Consider the following 17,217-nt stretch of genomic DNA (forward strand, 5'->3'; position numbering starts at 1 on the left):
GGTCCCGGCCGGCTGTGCGTGCAAGGACTGCGCGTGCAAGGACTGCGCGTGCGAGAACTGTGCGGGCGAGGCCATCGATCCAACCTTCTCCGGAAGGGCCGCAGACTCCTCCAGCATTATTGTCGGAGGGAAAGTATAGGTTCACGAACTGCCGGGTCAGCAAGCCTGGGGGGCAGATCGACTCGGGCCGGCCCGGGCAATCGGATTAATGTGCTGCTGTCCGGGGCACTATGGCTGCGTGGTCGCGCTTTGCGCACCGTCATCGGTCGGACTTCCGATGCCATCGGCACGGAAGGACCCCGTACGTGAGCTCTCCGATGACACCGCTCTGGTCATACACGACACACCGTGACGACGACGGCTCCACGGTGATCGTCCTGACCGGCGAGCTGGATCTCTACTGCGCCGACGCGTTGCGTGTCCTGTTGCGCGACCTGCTCGAAACCGGCGAAAACGTACGCTTGGTCGCTGACCTCTGTTCGGTCAGTTTCCTCGACTCGGCGGCCCTGGGCGCTTTGATCACCGCTTTCCAGCACGCCCAACGCCGCGGCGGCCGGTTCACCGTCGTCAACTCCACCCACGCGGTGCGGCGCATTCTCGAGATCGCCGGAATGCTGGAAATCCTCTCGCCGCCACGGTCGGACGCGGAAACCCAGCGCTAACTCTCGCTGGTCGTGACCCACGGTTCGGACAGCAGCAGTGTCTGCCCGGTGGGGCCGGCGCCGGGCAGCCGTTCGAGTGTGCCGTCGCGGACGGACAGCCGGAGGCCGCTGATGAGTTCGCCGTCGACTCGTTCCGTTGGTCCGGTGACCAGCAGGTGCCCGGCGTCCTCCCAGATCGGGTCGGGCGTGTCGTCGTCCGGCCAGGGGAGGGCCCACGATCGGACCTCGGGGCCCGGCTCGACCGGCCAGAGGGTGAGCGTGGCCGGCGGGGACGTCACGAGCCACACGTGGTCGCCTCCGGGAGCGAGCCGCACACGTTGATCGACGGAAAGGTCCACCGCCGAACCGGGTGGCCGGGCGACCATCACGCCCCGGGGCGTCAGCCAGCTGAAGGTGCCGCTGTACGGGTCCACGTGCTCGACCGGGTGCCCGCACGGCTGCGGCTCGCTGTCCGGTGTCCACCGCAGGGTCGTACGGGTCCGCAGCTCGGTGAAGTAGATCGTGTCGCGGTGGATGCCGTGCAGGGTGACGGGCTGGTCCGTGGGCCACGGTTGCGTGTCGGGCCGCGCGCCGGAGAGGTCGACCAGCCGCAGCCGGTGCGAGCCGTCGGCCATCGCGAGCCGGCGTCCGTCCCCCAGCAGGGCGGCGTCCAGCGGGATCGTCCGGTCGAGTATCCGGACGTCACCGGTCGGGCCGACCAGCCGCGGGAACCGGTCGTCGGACAGGATCAGCATGCCGTAGGCGGTTTCCAGCGCCCGGGTCCAGGGGGCGGCGCCGAGGTGGGCGAGCTCGATCCGGTCGCCGTCGCGCCACACGACCACCAGGCCGTCGGCGGTCACGACCCCGGTCCGCGGGGGTGCTCCGATCGGCAGAACGGGTTCGGAGGGGCGTTTCGCGCCCGTGGGCTCGACGGGCGGGCGCGGACCGGGTCGTAGCCGTAGGCGCGGGCCGCGGTCGGTGTGCAGCATTCCGGTCTGTTCCGCGTAGTCCAGGACGTCGCGCAGCTGCGCCTCGGGCACCAGCAGGCGTTCGGCGAGCTCGGCCGGCGTTGTGTCGAGTTCCGCCCTCGACGTCCAGCGGAGCACAGCTGCCACGTCCTGTGCGAGTTCCTGATAGCGGCTGCGGGCGTCCGACGCGCGCACGATCCGGACCCGCTCGGGTCGCAACGACAACACGGTGTCCACCCGCTGCGGCCGCCCGACGCTGTACCGGCCGGCGTCGTCGCTCACCAGGAGCCCGGCGGCGGCCAGCAGCGGCACGACATCGCGCTTGCCCCGTACCGGCGGCACGCCGAGCTCGGCGGCGATGTCGTCGAGCCGTCGCTGCATTCCGGCGATCCAGGCCAGCGTCTTGGCGTGCTGGGCGGTGAGCAGCCGGTCGCGGTCGGCGTGCCCCGTGGCCTGCGGCTCGCGAGGCAACCGCCACAGCGGGGCGTCGAGCCACTCCGACGGGTGCCGCCGGTGGGCGCGGGTCCATTCGTCGACGTCGTCCACGCTCACCGCCCGGCCCAGCGCGACGGCGGTGGCGCCGATGATGCGGCTGACGTCCATGACCGGCCCCGGCAGCTCGCTCGACCAGCCGTCGTTGCCGCCTCGTTCGGCGGGCCGGCTGCGCACCTGCCACACCGGCGGCGCGGGCGACGGGTCGGGCCAGAACTGGAGCAGCCAACGGTCGCCACCGGCGTCGCCCGCGCGCCGCGCCACCCGTACGCGATAGGTGCCCCCGCCGCCCAGCTCGAGATGGACCGGTCCGTCTGTGCCTGCCGTCATGAACGTCAGCGACAGCCGGCCGGTGATCGCGTGAAACGGCGTCTCCAGCACGTCGTCGAACCCCGGCTCGCCGGCCGGCGGTCGGTCGTCGTGTGCTTCGAGCCGCAGCGCGTCACTACGACCGTTCGTCAGGGCGGACAGCCACCCGATTCCCGCCCCGGCGAAGGTTCCGGCCGGCTCGCGATCGTCCGGGTCGGGGCCGGCCGGCTCGTATCCGGCCGGGTCGCGGAGCACGAGCATGCTGTACTCCGGGTTGTAACCGTCGGCCTCGAACACGCGCACGACGGAAACGTAACAAGACTGGCAAGACGTCGAGCGCGGATCGCTGATACCTACGAAGCGGGCGTCCCGCCGCCGCCGACCTCGATCGCTTCCTGCGGTGGCCCGCTGATCACCCGGGTGATCCATGCGTCCGAGTCCGGGACGTACTCCACCAGCACCCATTGATCGCCGGCGTCGAGCGGGACGCGCACGGCCGGGAGCCCGGCAACGGTGCCGCCGGCCAGGGTGGCCGGCACCCGCAGAACGACCCTCACCCCGGAGTCGGCCAGCACGACCGGTGCCTGTGGCTCGGGCGGCGGCGCGGCGGCCCGGCGCCGGCCGAGCAGGGCGCGGATCTTGGCGTACACGTCCTCGCCGGCCTTGGTCGCCAGGGCCTGGACGAACGGGGCGAGCGCCGAGCCGGTGAGCAGGCCGAGCAGCAGGTCGCCGCCGCCTCGGACGTCGCCGTGGCCGGGCTCGGGCGTCGCTGGGTGTGCCGCAGCACCCTGGATATCCATGGGCCTGATTGTCGCAGAGTCCGCACAACGTCTGTGATACTCACGGCCATGGCGGCAGCCCCGGAGGCGATCGAGGAAATCAACGCCGCGGTGGCGTCCCTGCGGCGCTCCGCCGAGGAGCTGCTCGACGACTACGCGGACGATTTCCCGCCCGCGCTGCTCGACGAGCTCATCGACTCGCTCGGCCCGGCGGCCGCGTCGCGCTGGTTGTACCCGGAGCTCGCCGTCGGACTGTGGGAGACGCTGGCCTACGCCCTGAAGCTGCGGGCCTTCCAGCGGCTCGGGCAGTCCGGTGGGACCGAGGACCTCGAGCGGGCGATCGCTCTGTACCGCAGGGCCATCGGCTCGCTTCCCGAGGGGCCCGATCGGTATCCACTGTGGGCGAACCTGGCGCAGGCCCTCCAGGCTCGGTGCATCGCTGTGCCGCAGGACCCCGCAGCCGCGCGCGAAACCGTGACGGCTCAGGCGCGGGCCGTGGATCTGGCCGTGCGCGAGGCTGACCTCGACTACGCCGCCGAATCCATCGCGCTCCTGCTGCGCACAACTCCCGCCGCGACCGACTCGGTCGTTCTGGTTCGTGCCTTGAGGCAGGCGGCGGTCCGGGCGGCGCCGGGCGACGAGGCGCATCGCAAGATCATCGACGCCCTCATCACGCTCTCGTTGCGGCAGATCGACCGGTACGACGCCGAGGGTTCCACGGTGGCGCTCGACCTGGCGATCGAGGCGCTGGAGGGCGCCGCGGAGGCCGTCGGCGCCTCGGCGCACCGGGTGGCCGCCTTCGGCCTGCTGGGCTCCGCCCTGGGCCGCCGGGCCGAGCAGGACCGGGCCGGGGCCGATGCGGACCTCGATGCGGCGGTGGCCGCGCTGCGCATCGCGCTGGACACGGCCGTCGCCGTCGACGAGCGGGACGAACTGCTGGCCCGGCTGTCCACGATGCTGCTGCACCGGTTCGAGACGGGCCGGCAGTACCGGGATCTCGACGAGGCCATCCAGCTGGGATACCGCGTCTCGGCGGCGAGCGGACCGCCGCCGGCCCGTCCCGGCGCTCGTACGCTCGAACGGGCCCTGCGGCTGCGCGCCGACCTCACCGGCAGCTCCGAGGACGCCTCCATCGCGCACACGTTGCGCTGGTACCTCGGCCGGCAGGAGGGCCCCGGCGCCCGGCCGTCCGGCACGCTCAAGCGGCTCTTCGGGCTCGGCTACTCGGTCCTGGCCGCGAAGCGCAGGGCCCACACGCATCCCGACCTCGAACTGGCCCGCGAAGCCGACGAGGAGATCGCCTGGCTGCGGTCGGCCCGGGCCGCCGCGGGGGACGACCGGCACCGTGTCGAGCTGCTGGAGGATCTGGTCGACGCGCTCTCCGGCCGGTTCACCGCCCTTCCCGAGGCCCCCCTCCGCGACGAGCTGATCGAGCAGTCCCGCGCCCTGGTGGCGGAGCTTCCCGGGGACCAGCCGGCGCATCGGGCCACCCACCGTTTCCTGCTCGGCATGGCCCTGGTCCTGCGCTGGCGCGACACCGGCCGGGACACCGACCTCGACGACGCCCTGGAGCAGCTGGGCCGTACCGCCGGCGAGCAGGCGTCGCCCACCGGATCGCGGCTCGAGGCGGCGACCCTGCTGGGGGACACCGCGGCGGGCGCCGGGCGGTGGACGCTCGCCACCACGGCGTACGAGCAGGCCGTGGATCTTCTCCCTCGCCTGGCCGGGCGTCACCTGCCGCCGGACGACCATCTGCGCGAGGTCGCCCGCTGGTCGGGCCTCGCCTCGGACGCGGCCGCCGTCGCGGTCCGGGCCGGATCGCCGGAGCGCGCGCTCGAACTGCTGGAACGCGGGCGGGGCCTGCTGATCGGGCGGGTCCTCGAGGCCCGCGACGACTTCGGCGACGTGCTGGCCGCGGCTCCGGACCGGGCGCCCGCGCTGCTCGCCGAGCTCCGCCGCATCGGCGACGAGCTGGCCGCCGCCGACCCCGGCCACGAGGACGCTCCGGGCTCCGCCGACCGCCGACGGGCGCTGGTCAAGGCCTGGGACGGTACGGTCGCGAGCATCCGCCGCCTGCCGGGCTGTGCCGGTTTCCTGGCCCCCGTGACCATCGCCGAGCTGCTCCCCGCGGCCGCCCGAGGCCCGGTGGTGACCGTGAACGTCAGCCGGTTCGGCAGTCACGCGCTCGTGCTCGCCGGCGCCGGTGTCGCCGCCGTCGCGCTGCCCGGGCTCACGCCGGAGGCCGTGCACGACCGGGTGACTCGGTTCCTCGACGCCCTGCCGTTCGCCGAGCTGAGCCCGGCCGACCCGGAAGCCACCGGGGAGGCCCAGCAGCCGTTGCGGGACGTGCTCGACTGGCTGGCGGCCACCGTCGCCGCCCCGGTGCTGGCGCATCTGGAGACGCCGCAACGGATCTGGTGGATTCCCACCGGGAGGCTCGCCGCTCTGCCCTTGCACGCGGTGGTGCTCGATCAAGCCGTTTCCTCGTACGCCCCGACCGTACGCACGCTGTTGCGCAGCCCCGCCCGGAGCGGCGACGCGCCGCTGGTCGCGGTGGGCGCGACGGCCGGCCAGACGTCGCTCACGGGCGTCACCGCCGAAGTCGACCGCCTGCTCCAGGCCGTGCCCGGGGCGGTCCGCATCCCGGCCGGCGAGGCCACCCGCGACCGGGTCCGGGCCGCCCTGCGCACCAGCCGGTGGCTGCACGTCGCCTGTCACGCGACGAGCTACCCGGCCACCCCGGCGGACAGCGCGCTGCACCTGGACGACGGCCGACTGACCGTACGCAGTCTGCTGGCCGACCAGGCGCCGCACGGCGAACTGGTGTTCCTGTCGGCCTGCGAGACGGTGCTGAGCAGCGAGGTCGCCGCGGCCGAGGTCCTGCACCTGGGCACGGCGTTCCACCTGGCCGGCTTCCCGCACGTGATCGGCACCCTGTGGCGGGTGACCGACGGCACCGCGGCGGAGACGGCGCGGCTGTTCTACGGGCGGACCGGCTCGCCCCCGGACGCCGAGCGGGCCGCGGTCGCCCTGCACGAGACGGCACGGCAGCTGCGGGACCGCTACCCCGGGCTGCCCACCCGCTGGGCCGCGTACGCCCACCTCGGCCGCTGAGACCGCGCCGATGCGGCCGCCCGCGCTGCGTTCGGACCGCGGCCACCTCGGGACGGGATTAGTCTCGGCGCATGGTTGATCCCGCGCGAGCCGCCGCGTTGTACGACCAGCTCGGTGACATCTTCTGCCTGACGTTCGTCAAAGGGGTCGACGAGGCCGAGGCTTTGCGGAGGATGGGCGGCTACGCGGACACGTCGGCCCGGCGGACCGGGGCCGAGCTGGGCGAGTTGATGGGCGACTTCGACGCGGGCTTCCCGCAGATGGCCGCCGCCCTGTCTCTCGGGGCGTGGTCCGTGGTGATCGAGCCCGAGGGCTTCGAGGGCTCCGACGTGGACCTGCTGGAGTCGGTGTCGCGGGGTACGGAAGCCCTGTCGGTTCTCCGGCACGACTATGCGTCGCCACAGGTCGCGTACGCCGTCGACGGCGTCGCCGTGGCCGGCTTCGATCCGGATTTCCCGGGCGACGACCGGATGTGGGGCACCGACCCCGGCACTCTTCGCCCGTTGCTGCTCGAGGCCGGCCTGGACGGGCTCGCGCCGGACGAGGACTCGTGGGAACCCGCCGGTCCTCGAGCGCTGGTTCTGGCTGAGCTCGTCACCGGTACGGCCATGCCGGTGGACCCGCTCGCCGGTCCGGCCCTGTCCGCGCGGATCGAGCCGTGGTTCGTCGCACCGCTCGGACCGGGCTATCGCCTGGGCTCCGACCCGTACGAGCCGGGCAGCGCGGAGATGGTCGCCACGGCCGAACGCGCCGATCCGCGGACCCAGCGGGCGGTGGCGATGGCCGAGGTCGCCCGGCTGGCCGGGTTGCTGGGCCTGGACGGCACTCCAGGACTGGCCGATGTCCTGGAGGCCACCGCCCGCGGCGCCGCGGTGCGGGTCACGCCGGACTCGCCGCTCGGGCACCACGTCCGTGACTGGCTGACGACTCAGAAACGGGCCGGCGACTCCCTCAACGGCCCTGACCGGCATCGCCTCAGCGACGCCGAACGGACACAGGGCAACAGGCTGGGCTGGTTCGTCACGGCGTTGCGCGGAGTGCTCGACCCGGATCCGCGGCACGCGGTGCTGGCCGCGCTGCGCCCGGTCGGATCCGTGCCCGGCCTCTTCGGCGGTTCCGCCGCACGCACGGCGGTTCTGCGGTCCCTCAGCGAAGGCGGCTGAGGCGACGAGCCGACGGCTCAGGGGGCGAGCCGGTGCAGCCAGTCGCGCAGCAGCGCCGTCTCGGCGGGTCGCAGCGCCTGCGGGGGCTGGGCGGCCAGGGCGGCGTCCAGCGCCAGAGCCGAGGGCGCCAGGCCGGGTTCCGCGGCTGCGGGGGCGCCGGTCAGGATGGTCCCGAAGAGGCTGTCGCGCATCCTCGCGGAGAGCCCCAGCTCGTCGCTGATCGGCAGCGAGCCGGGATCGGCCGCGCCGATCAACGTGAGCGTGACGCCGACGCTGCCGGCCAGGGCCAGTTCGGCGGCGACGGCGGGCGGCACGCGCAGCCGGCCGGCCGCCGCGACCCGGTCGAGGAAGTGGATCAGCAGCTCGCGTCCCTGCTCGACGGCCGGCGGGCGGCGGCCGGGCCGGTCGGTGCCGAACATCAGCACATAGAACGCCGGGTGCCGCAGCCCGAAGTCGACGTGCATGTCCCAGCCGCGGCGCAGGTCGGCGATCGGGTCGCCGGTCGGGGTGAGAGCCTGTTTCTCGGCCAGATACCGGTCGAAGACGTGCCGGGCCAGCGCGGCGAGCAGCCCGTCCATGTCGCCGAAGAGCTGGTAGAGCGAGGCGGCCCGGATCCCCGCGGCCGTGGCCACCGAACGGGTCGAGACCGCCTGGGCGCCGTCGCTCTCCAGGATCCGGGCTGCCACCTCGAGGATCTGCTGCCGTTTGTCGTCCACGGTTGCAATGCTACGCCATTCGGCGTATCACTGGTTCAGGCAGTGCTACGCATTTCGGCGTGGCACCGATACGCAGGGGATGAAACCATGAACCGAGTGGGATACGGCGCCATGCAGCTCGCCGGGACGCACGTGTGGGGGATGCCGGACGACCCCGAGGCGGCGCGGCGGGTGCTGCGCCTGGCCGTCGAGCTGGGCGTAACCTTCTTCGACACCGCGAACGCGTACGGCCCCCGTACCGTCAACCGCCTGATCGGCGAGGCCCTGCGGCCGTTTCCGGACGGGGTGATCGTCGGCAACAAGGTCGGCGCCGGGCGCGGTCCCGGACGCAGCTGGACCACGATCAGCGAACCGGCTGAGATCCGCGCCCAGGTGCACGAGGCTCTGGCCGACCTGGGTACGGAGGTGAGCGAGCTGACCTATCTGCGGCTCGGCGGCGATCTGGGTCAGCCGTCGGCCGAGGAGGACCTGGAGGAGCGGCTGGGCGTGCTGGTCGAGCTGCGCGAGCAGGGCCTGATCCGCCGCATCGGGCTGTCCGGGGCCTCCTCGGAGCAACTCGCCCGGGCGCGGAGGATGACGCCGATCGCGGCCGTGCAGAATCGCTTCAACCTGCTCGACCGCAGCGGCGTGGGCGTTCTCGCCGACTGCGAGGCTCAGGACATCTGGTTCGTGCCCTACTTCCCGCTGGCCTCGGGGCAACTGACCGGTTACCCCGAGCTGACCGGCCCGGCCGAGCGCCTCGGCGCCACGCCGGCCCAGATCGCGCTGGCCTGGCTGCTGCGCCGCAGCCCGGCCATGGTGATCATCCCCGGCACGAAGAACCCGGACCACCTGCGCGCCAACGTGACCGCCGCCGGCGTGGCCTCCGAGCTGACCGGCGAGGAGGTCACCCGCCTGACCGCCCTGGCCGACGAGTCCGGGGCGCTGCTGCACCAGCCCGACCGGTCTAGCCTGAACGCCTTCGCCGACGTGGTCGAGCACTGACCCCCGTCGGGTCCCGGGGAGGAGCCGTTCACCGGGACGCGGCGGCGGTCGCCTACGCTCGTCGGGTGCTCGAAGCTTCGCGGATCTGCCGCTGCGTCATCTGTCACGACTACGACGACCGCGACGACTACGACGCGGCCGACCGTGGCGTGATCGCCAACGTGGAGAAGTTCGGGTGGAGCGTCATCGGCGTCCCGGCGGACGAACAGGGGCCGGGCTGGGCGTACACGATCGGCCGCTGGCACAGCCGCGGTGAGCCGGAACTGGCCATGTTCGGGCTCGACCTGGGCGTCCTGCAGTCGTGCCTGGAGATCCTGGCCGAGCGCGACGGTCTCACCGACGGCGAAGCCCTCGACGATGTGGTCAAGGGTTACCCGGTGCAACTGAAAGCCGTCGAGCCGACCTGGTTCCGGGCCTTCTTCGGGCACGGCATGTGGTTCTACCGGCAGCCCCCGATCCCGTTCCTCGAGGTCGTCTGGCCGGACCGGGACGGCGCCTTCCCGTGGGACACCGGCAGCCTCGCCCAGCCGCACCTGTGGCTGCCGCCCGGCGAGCACCCGCAAGGCGTCTGGACCCAGGACGTCTGAGCCCGGCAACGCCTACGGCTTGAAGTAGTCCGCCATCAAGTCGGTGATCCAGCCCGGCTGGGTCACATCGGCCGGGAGGAACGCCGCCAGGGCCGGCTTCAGATCGATGACCGGGGTGCCGGAGACCGCGTCGAGCCCGGTCACGGTCAACTCGCGACCGTGGACGGACTCGATGGCGCAGAACGTCGCCCCGATGCGGTTGGGCCGGCGCGGGCCGCGCCCGGCGAAGACCCCGACGGGGGGAAGCTCGGCGCGGCCGCGATAGGGGCGTGGCTCGCGGTAGTCGCCCTCGTCGGGGAACTGGTCGAAGACGAACAGGACCTCGACGTGCGAGAAGACCTCCAGGCCTTGCAGGCTGGTCTCGCCGAAGCGCTCGTCGATGGTGATCGTGCTGCGGACCGCACCCCAGTTGTCGGTGTTCTGGATGTCCGTCCGGTCATTGTGGACCGTACCTATCGAGGTGATCTCGAAGCTGGGCATAGTCCGGAGGCTAGCCGACGGTGTCCTCGTGGAGGTGCCGCTGCGCCTGTCGACGAGCGCGGCGGCACACCACGGGGATCGGCGTTGTCAGCGGGCGGCGGCTTCGATCAGGCGGGTCACCTGCTCCGGGTGGCTGACCATGGCGACGTGCGACGAGTTGATCTCGACGGTGCGGGACTTCGCGCGGGCGGCCATGAAACGCTCCAGATCCGGGGCGATGGCCTTGTCCTGGCGGGCGACCAGATACCAGGAGGGGATCGTCCGCCAGGCCGCCACGGTGGCCGGCTCGCTGAAGGCGGCCGCGTTCAGAGGCTCCTGGGTGGCGGCCATGTCCGCCGCGGTGGACTTGTCGACGTCGGCCGCGAAGACACCGCGGAACTTGGCCGGGTCGATGTAGAGATCCGCGTTGCCCGGGCTGGTCGGCACCTGCTGGAGCGGAAGCTGAGCGATCGGGTCCTGCACCGGCTTGGCGCTGAGCGCGCCGACGGTCTCGCCGGTGTCCGGGGCGAAGGCCGCGATGTAGACCAGCGACTTGACGGCGGGGTCACCGGCCGCGGCTGTGCTGATGACGGCCCCGCCGTAGGAGTGGCCGACCAGCACCACCGGGCCGCCGATGAAGTCGACCAGGCTCTTGACGGAGGCGGCGTCGGAGGCGATGCCCCGCAGCGGCGTCGCCGCCGCCCGGACCGGGTATCCGTCCCGGCGCAGCCGCTCGATGACCCCGTTCCAGCTCGACGGGTCGGCGAACGCGCCATGGACCAGCACGATGGTCGGCTTGGCGGGTCGGGTCGGGGCAGCGTCGGCGGGCAGCGCCAGCGCGAGGGAAGCGGCCACGGTCACCGCGCCGATGACCGCGGTGACGGGGCGGTGGGCGTACTTGGGCATGATGAAGCACCTTTCGGTCAGTCGGTTGGGGACGGGAAAGCTTTAGAGGGACTGCTGCTTGAGCCAGGACAGGCAGGCTTCGGCTACCTCACGCCAGCCGTGGTCGACGGTCAGCGAGTGCCCCCGGTCGCCGAACTCCTGGATGTCGGTGACGGCTTGGGAGTGCCGGTACTGCTTGAGGGTGGCCCGGGTCACGGCCTCCGGTACGGTGTGGTCGCGGCCACCCATGATCAGCAGCAGGGGCCCGCGCATGTCGTTGCCCGTGTTCACCTTGGCCGGCGAGTGCGGGTCGAAGTTGGCGGCGGCCGCTTCGAAGAGGGGCTTCGCCGGTGACGGGATCGCCCACTGTTCGTACAGGCCGGCCGACTCCTGCTCGGTGAGCGCGTTGCCGAACCCGTACCGGAACTGCTCGGCCGTCAGGGAGACCGCCCGGTGCCGGTTGGCGACGTTCTTGAACACCGGGAAGGTGACGCGCAGCGAGGACAGCGGCAGCGGCAGCACGCCCTTGATCTGGGCGGCGTCGATCGCGACGGCCGCGGCCGCGAGATCCTGGCCGAGGAGCTTCTGGGCGATCATGCCGCCGAAGGAGTGGCCGATCAGGATGGGCTTGACGGGCAGCCCGGCGATGATCTTTGCGTAGTGGCCGACCACGTCGTCGATGCCGTGGCCGGCGACGTCGTCCGGGTGGGCCCGGGCCTGCGTGACGGTGTCCGGCTCGCCGGGCCAGCCGGGCGCCGAGGCCGGGTAGCCGGCGTCCTGGAACAGGCCCGTCCAATTGGCCCAGGAGGTGGCGTGCAGCCACAGTCCGTGGATGAAAATGACCGGGGTGCGGGTGTCGATGTCGCTCATAGGCCGAACGTAGGCGCCGGTCCGAGCGCTTCGCTTGGGTCAGGTGACGGTATGCCCGGGCAGCGCGGCGCGCAGTTCGGCCCGGGAGGTGATGCCCAGCTTGGGGAAGATCCGGTGCAGATGGGAGCTGATCGTGCGGTGCGAGAGGTAGAGCCGCTCACCCACCTCCCGGTTGGTCAGGCCCTCGGCGGCCATCTGGGCGATCTGCAACTCCTGCGGGGTCAGCTGGTCACGGGCCTCGGCCGTACGGCGTCGGCTGGTCTCCCCGGACGCGCGCAACTCGCCTCGCGCCCGGTCGCCCCACCGGATCAGGCCCAGCGCGTCGAACGTGTCGCGCGCCGCCCGCAGGTGCGCCCGCGACTCGGCCGCCCGCCGTTGCCGGCGCAGCCACTCGCCGAAGGCCAGCTGGGCCCGGGCCCGGTGCAACGGGTCGGAGCTCAGCGCCGCCTCGAACAGCGGTTGCGCCTGGTCGCCGTCGGCCAGCAGGGCGTCCGCGTACCGCAGGCCGGTGTGCAGGGCCGGTGAGGGCGTACGCCGGCCGATCGCCGCCAGATCGGCCGTCAGGCCGCGGACCTCATCGGCCCGCCCGCTGCGGACGGCCGCCTCGACCAGGTCGCCGAGGGCGTAGGAGCGGGTCGCCGGGTGATGGGCCGGGTCGGCCGGATCGTGCATGCGGCGCAACTCGGTGAACGCGTCCTCGTGGCGGCCGTCGGTCAGCGCCGCCACCCCGCGGGCCAGTTGCACGGCGGACAGCACGGCGTGGGCGTCGCCCGGCAGAGCCACGCGCTCGGCCTCGGCGGCGTAGCGGTACGCGTCGTCCTGCTCGCCGCGCATCCCGGCCAGCAGAGCCTGGGTGGCCCGCGCGCTCGCGGCCACCATCGGCTGCGAGGTGTCCCGGGCCAGCCGGTACGCCTCGTCGGCGGCCGGGATGGCCATGCCGAGATCGGCCAGCCGGCCGCCGCACCAGGCCTGCAGGGTCAGCGCCCGGGCCAGCAACGCGAGCCGTCCCTGGACCCGCAGATCGTGCAGCGACGCGGTGAAGAACCCGACGGCCAGGTCGAAGGCCCCGATCGCCTGGGCGGCGTTGCCCAGCATCCGCGCGGCCCGGGCGTCGCCGGTCACGGCGTGCTGCCGCAACCGGTTCAGCACCTCGCCGCCGTGCTCGACCGGCGACGCGTACGCGAGGATCACCAGCCGCCGGGGGTCGTCCGGATCCACCGGCACCCGGTCGGCGGCGGCGAGGACGCTGCGCCGGGCCTCGTCGCCCGACTCGGTCCACCAGCAGCGCAACGCCGCGCCGTGCAGAAGCTTCAGCGCCAGATCCGGGTCCTCGCCCGCGGCCTGCCCGGCGATCTGCGCCAGGGCCGCCGCCCGGGCCCGGCCGCGCACGCCGTCGTCGAAGCTGTTGCGGATCCACGCCGTCCGCCGGCTCTGCCGCTCCGGCAGCCCCACCCGGTCGGCCTCGTCCAGCAGCCGCACCACACTGTCGCGCCGGCCCAGCTCGAACGCCAGCTCGGCCGCCCGCAGCAGCCGCTCACCGCGCAGGACGGGATCGCGGGTCAGCTCGGCCGAGCGTTCCATGGCGGCCGTCCCGGCGGCGATGCCGCCCCGGCGCTGAGCGCGGACCGCCGCCGCCTCCAGCTCGGCGGCGACGGCGTCGTCGGGCCCGGCCGCCGAGGCGGCCCGATGCCAGGCCCGGCGGTCGTCGTCCACCACGACGCGGGCCAGGGCGGCATGGACACGGTGCCGCCGGCCGATGGGGGACCGCTGATGAATCGCCGAACGCATCAACGGATGCCCGAAGCGAACCGACTCGGCGTCGGCCTCGACCAGCCGCGCGGCGATCGCGGGGGCCAGGTCGTCAGGGTCGAGCCGGTCGCCGGCGACGATGCCCGCCGCCTCGACGATCTCGGAGAGCGCGTCGCTGTCGTTGAGCGCGGCCACCAGCAGCAGCGTCCGGGTGGGCTCGGGCAGGCCGGCCGTCCGGGCCGCGAACGCGTGTTCCAGCCGCGTGGTCAACGGCAGCATCGCGCCCTGACCGCCGGCCTCGACGAGGGCGGGCAGTTCGACCAGCGCCAGCGGGTTGCCGGCCGCTTCGCGCAGCACCCGCTCGCGCACCTCCGGCCGCAGCCCCCGGTCGACGACGAGCTCGGCCTCGGCGCGCCCCAGCCGCGGCAGCGCCAATCCGGGCAGGCCGCTGCCGGTGAACGGACCGTCGAAGCCGTCGCGCAGCGCGGCCACCAGCACGACCGGCTCGAAGTCCAGCCGCCGGGCCACGAACAGCAGCACCTCCGCGCTCGCCCGGTCCAGCCACTGCGCGTCCTCGACGACCAGCAGCACCGGCGCCTGCGCGGCGGCGTCGCCGAGCATGCTCAAGGTGGCCAGGGCGACCAGGAACAGCTCGGGCACCACATCGTCGCCGCGCCCGGTGGCGGCCAGAACGGCGGCACGCTGCGGAGCCGGCAACCGATCGACCGTGCCGGCGATGGGCCGCAGCAGCCGATCGAGCCCGGCGAAGGCGATCTGCGCCTCGCCCGGCACCCCGGTCGTGGTGAGAACTCGCATCTGCCTGCTCGCGGCCTGCCGGGACACCGCCGACAGCAACGCCGACTTGCCGATCCCGGCCTCACCGCTGACGACGGCCGCGCCGCCGCCCCCGTCCACCCGGTCGAGGAGCTCACCGAGAAAGCGCAGCTCATGCTCGCGACCGACCAGCACCCCCGCCATGATCCCATCATCGGGCACCCGGCCGGTCCCCGCGACCGGTGCGCCGGCCCCGGTCAGGCCAGCAACAGGCCGGCGACGAGGCCGAAAACGGTCAGCACGAGACCGAGGATCAACGCGGGAGTCCGCACCGGCCGGCCGGCCAGCAGTCCGGTGAGCCCGGCCAGCAGACTCACGATCACCGCCGACGCGGGCAGCGGCCGGGCCCAGTCCGGACCGCTCGACGGGCAGACCATCTGCCCCGAGTCGCCGATGCAGCTGTTCGACAGCAGATGACTGGACTGGAACAGGGTGAAAACAGCAAGGATGAGCAGCAGGCCGAAGGCCGCGACGGCTCCGGCGACCGCGCCGCGACTGCCGTATCGGCCGCCGACGGATCCTCCGGGTCGTGGCCCGGCCACCCCCGGCTCGCGTTGGCCAGAACGAATCCTTCCCGTGGTCATGGCTCCCAGTGTGACCGCCGGCGACAACAGTCGTGCTCTCTTGCTGTCGCCTGGCAAGCTCGGGTCCCGTGATCGAGAATTTCGTGAAGCCCTATCTGCGCCGCCAGCTCACGGTGACGCGGGAGGCACTGGTCTGGAAGCTCGACGGCCTGTCCGAGTACGACATCCGGCGTCCGCTGACGGCGACCGGGACCAACCTCCTCGGCCTGGTGAAACACATGGGGACGTTGGAGGCCCGATATTTCGGTGAGGTCTTCGGCCGCCCGTCTCCGGAAACCCTGGGGCTATGGCAGGACGCGGACGGCAGTGACCTGTGGGTGGCCCCGGGCGAGACCCGCGAGCAGATCCTCGACTTCTATCGGCGCACCTGGGCGCATGCGGACGCGACGATCGACGGCCTTCCCCTTGACGCGCCCGGCCACGTGCCGTGGTGGTCGCGGTCCGAGGTCAAACTGTTCGCCATCATGGTCCATGTCCTTCAGGAAACCACCCGCCATGCCGGGCAAGCGGACATTCTGCGGGAGCAGCTCGACGGCCGGACCGGGGTGATGGCCGAGTACGAGGAGCAGATCGACGTGGCGGCGCGCGAGGCCTACCGGGCGATGGTCGAGCGAGCTGCCCGAGCGGCGGCCGGCCCGCAATCCTGACGGCGGCCGAGCATCCGGCCACGCCCGGATGCCGGCTGTCCGTGGTGGACCCAGGGGGATACGCGGGCGATTCGCACCCTCGCCCTCCCACCGGCCCCACTATGCTTCGGCCCTGGCCGCCGAACCTGGGAGAAGACCATGAGCGATGTGAGCACCGGCAAGGTGGTCGTGAACAGGGCGATGTCGCTGGACGGGTTCATCGCCGGTCCGGACCACGCCATGGACTGGATCTTCGAGCACCTGACCGCGGTGACCTTCCCGGAGGTCATGGCGGCCACGGGGGCCATGCTCGTCGGCCGGGGCACGTACGAGGTGGGCAAGCGCATGGCCGGCCCGGACGCCGCCCCGTACGAGGGGGGAGCGCAGTTCGTCCTGACCCACGAGCCTCCCGCCGAGCCGGACCCGGCCGTCACGTTCCTCACCTGTGACGTCGAGGAAGCCGTGGCCACGGCCCGCAGCGCCGCGGGCGGCAAGAACCTGGAGATTCTCGGGGCCGACGTGGCGGCCCAGTGCCTGCAGCGCGGGCTCGTCGACGAGATCCTGGTGTACGTTCTGCCGGTGCTGCTCGGCGACGGTGTCCGCTTCTCGCCCGCCGGCCTCGGCCGCATCGACCTGGAACCCTTCGCCAACCTCCAGTCGGGCGCCGTCACCCTGCTCCGCTTCCGCGTGCTCAAGAAGGCCTAGCACCGCGGCATGGCGACGCGGCTGGTTCAGATCAACATGAAGGCTCGGGACGACTCCGCGCTGGGCGCCTTCTGGGCGGCCGCCCTCGGCTGGGAGCTCTCCAGCGAGGGCCCCGGCGTGACCAACCTCGAACCCGTGGGCTTCGTCTACCCCGACCCGGCCGCTGTCTGCATCGACCTCGTGGTCTCTCCGGAACCCAAGACGGTGAAGAACCGGGTGCACGTCGACCTGGCCACCACGTCGGCGGCTCATCAGGCCGAGCTCGTCGCGCGCCTGAGGGAGCTGGGCGCGACCCCGGCCGATGTCGGTCAGGGCGATGTCAGTTGGGTGGTGCTGGCCGACCCCGAGGGCAACGAGTTCTGCGTGCTGGACTGGCACGACCAGGCCCAGGACACCGGCCCGATCGCCTCGGTCGTGGTCGACTGCGCGGACCCGCGCGTGATGGCCGGCTTCTGGGGCCAGGCCACGGACTGGACCGTGCTCAAGGTGACCGACGACAACGCGGTTCTGCGCTCGGCCCGGGGCGTCGGGCCTTACTTGCAGTTCCTCCGCACGCCCGACGCGAAGACCGGGTGGAACCGCGTCCACCTCGACGTCCGTCCCTACCCGGGCGACGACCCGCAGGCCGAGACGGCCCGGCTGCGGGCTCTCGGCGCCACCCCCGTCGATCTGGGGGCCGCCGACATCTCGTGGACGGTCCTGGCCGACCCCGAGGGCAACGAGTTCTGCCTGCTGGCGCCCGGCTGACGTGA

Annotated in this window: 16 protein-coding genes; 8 read left to right on the forward strand and 8 right to left on the reverse strand. The window is 72.9% G+C overall.

The window, feature by feature from the left end:
- Nucleotides 1–317 precede the first annotated feature (317 nt).
- Entirely contained in the window at nucleotides 318–662 is a 345-nt protein-coding gene (locus tag HJC40_RS31905) for an STAS domain-containing protein (RefSeq protein ID WP_284043992.1), read from the forward strand.
- On the opposite strand, the gene HJC40_RS31910 is transcribed toward HJC40_RS31905, so the two are convergent.
- Both HJC40_RS31910 and HJC40_RS31915 read right to left on the reverse strand, forming a co-directional pair.
- Nucleotides 659–2,713, reverse strand: a complete 2,055-nt coding sequence (locus tag HJC40_RS31910; RefSeq protein WP_250006834.1) for a DUF6042 family protein — start codon at nucleotides 2,711–2,713, stop codon at nucleotides 659–661. The two genes, HJC40_RS31905 and HJC40_RS31910, sit on opposite strands and share 4 nt — an antisense overlap.
- A 50-nt stretch (nucleotides 2,714–2,763) precedes the next feature.
- Nucleotides 2,764–3,210 carry a hypothetical protein gene (locus tag HJC40_RS31915; protein WP_250006836.1) on the reverse strand — a complete coding sequence of 149 codons (447 nt, stop codon included), beginning with the start codon at nucleotides 3,208–3,210 and terminating at the stop codon, nucleotides 2,764–2,766.
- A 48-nt stretch (nucleotides 3,211–3,258) separates the two neighbouring features.
- Between HJC40_RS31915 and HJC40_RS31920 the strand changes: the two genes are divergently transcribed.
- Nucleotides 3,259–6,303 (forward strand): CHAT domain-containing protein, encoded by a 3,045-nt coding sequence (locus HJC40_RS31920; RefSeq protein WP_250006838.1) that lies wholly within the window; start codon nucleotides 3,259–3,261, stop codon nucleotides 6,301–6,303.
- Between the two features lie 71 nt (nucleotides 6,304–6,374).
- A complete protein-coding gene (locus tag HJC40_RS31925) occupies nucleotides 6,375–7,466 on the forward strand; it encodes a DUF6461 domain-containing protein (protein WP_250006840.1) in 1,092 nt (363 codons plus the stop codon).
- Between the two features lie 17 nt (nucleotides 7,467–7,483).
- On the opposite strand, the gene HJC40_RS31930 is transcribed toward HJC40_RS31925, so the two are convergent.
- Nucleotides 7,484–8,182 (reverse strand): TetR/AcrR family transcriptional regulator, encoded by a 699-nt coding sequence (locus HJC40_RS31930; protein ID WP_250006842.1) that lies wholly within the window; start codon nucleotides 8,180–8,182, stop codon nucleotides 7,484–7,486.
- Between the two features lie 87 nt (nucleotides 8,183–8,269).
- On the opposite strand from HJC40_RS31930, the gene HJC40_RS31935 reads away from it, so the two are divergent.
- Nucleotides 8,270–9,166 carry an aldo/keto reductase gene (locus tag HJC40_RS31935; protein WP_250006844.1) on the forward strand — a complete coding sequence of 299 codons (897 nt, stop codon included), beginning with the start codon at nucleotides 8,270–8,272 and terminating at the stop codon, nucleotides 9,164–9,166.
- 65 nt (nucleotides 9,167–9,231) lie between these two features.
- Complete coding sequence (locus HJC40_RS31940) at nucleotides 9,232–9,753, forward strand: DUF4262 domain-containing protein (protein ID WP_250006847.1); 522 nt, start codon at nucleotides 9,232–9,234, stop codon at nucleotides 9,751–9,753.
- A 12-nt stretch (nucleotides 9,754–9,765) separates the two neighbouring features.
- Here HJC40_RS31940 and HJC40_RS31945 read toward each other — a convergent pair whose 3' ends face one another.
- The 5 genes from HJC40_RS31945 to HJC40_RS31965 form a co-directional block, all read right to left on the reverse strand.
- A complete protein-coding gene (locus tag HJC40_RS31945; protein ID WP_250006849.1) occupies nucleotides 9,766–10,233 on the reverse strand; it encodes an SAM-dependent methyltransferase in 468 nt (155 codons plus the stop codon).
- Between the two features lie 87 nt (nucleotides 10,234–10,320).
- On the reverse strand, nucleotides 10,321–11,118 hold the full coding sequence (locus HJC40_RS31950; protein ID WP_250006851.1) for an alpha/beta fold hydrolase: 798 nt from the start codon (nucleotides 11,116–11,118) through the stop codon (nucleotides 10,321–10,323).
- A 42-nt stretch (nucleotides 11,119–11,160) separates the two neighbouring features.
- A complete protein-coding gene (locus tag HJC40_RS31955) occupies nucleotides 11,161–11,967 on the reverse strand; it encodes an alpha/beta hydrolase (protein WP_250006853.1) in 807 nt (268 codons plus the stop codon).
- A gap of 39 nt (nucleotides 11,968–12,006) precedes the next feature.
- On the reverse strand, nucleotides 12,007–14,694 hold the full coding sequence (locus HJC40_RS31960; RefSeq protein WP_250006855.1) for an AAA family ATPase: 2,688 nt from the start codon (nucleotides 14,692–14,694) through the stop codon (nucleotides 12,007–12,009).
- 53 nt (nucleotides 14,695–14,747) lie between these two features.
- Nucleotides 14,748–15,134 carry a hypothetical protein gene (locus HJC40_RS31965; protein ID WP_250006857.1) on the reverse strand — a complete coding sequence of 129 codons (387 nt, stop codon included), beginning with the start codon at nucleotides 15,132–15,134 and terminating at the stop codon, nucleotides 14,748–14,750.
- 68 nt (nucleotides 15,135–15,202) lie between these two features.
- Between HJC40_RS31965 and HJC40_RS31970 the strand changes: the two genes are divergently transcribed.
- The 3 genes from HJC40_RS31970 to HJC40_RS31980 all read left to right on the forward strand — a co-directional run bounded on the left by HJC40_RS31970 (nucleotide 15,203) and on the right by HJC40_RS31980 (nucleotide 17,212).
- Nucleotides 15,203–15,781: a DinB family protein gene (locus HJC40_RS31970; RefSeq protein ID WP_250006859.1), complete on the forward strand. Its 579-nt coding sequence runs from the start codon at nucleotides 15,203–15,205 to the stop codon at nucleotides 15,779–15,781.
- Nucleotides 15,782–15,919: 138 nt separating this feature from the next.
- On the forward strand, nucleotides 15,920–16,465 hold the full coding sequence (locus tag HJC40_RS31975; RefSeq protein WP_250006861.1) for a dihydrofolate reductase family protein: 546 nt from the start codon (nucleotides 15,920–15,922) through the stop codon (nucleotides 16,463–16,465).
- Between the two features lie 9 nt (nucleotides 16,466–16,474).
- Complete coding sequence (locus HJC40_RS31980; protein ID WP_250006863.1) at nucleotides 16,475–17,212, forward strand: VOC family protein; 738 nt, start codon at nucleotides 16,475–16,477, stop codon at nucleotides 17,210–17,212.
- Nucleotides 17,213–17,217: the final 5 nt, after the last annotated feature.

It is taken from the genome of Actinoplanes sp. M2I2, assembly GCF_023544445.1.
Classification (GTDB): Bacteria; Actinomycetota; Actinomycetes; order Mycobacteriales; family Micromonosporaceae; genus Actinoplanes.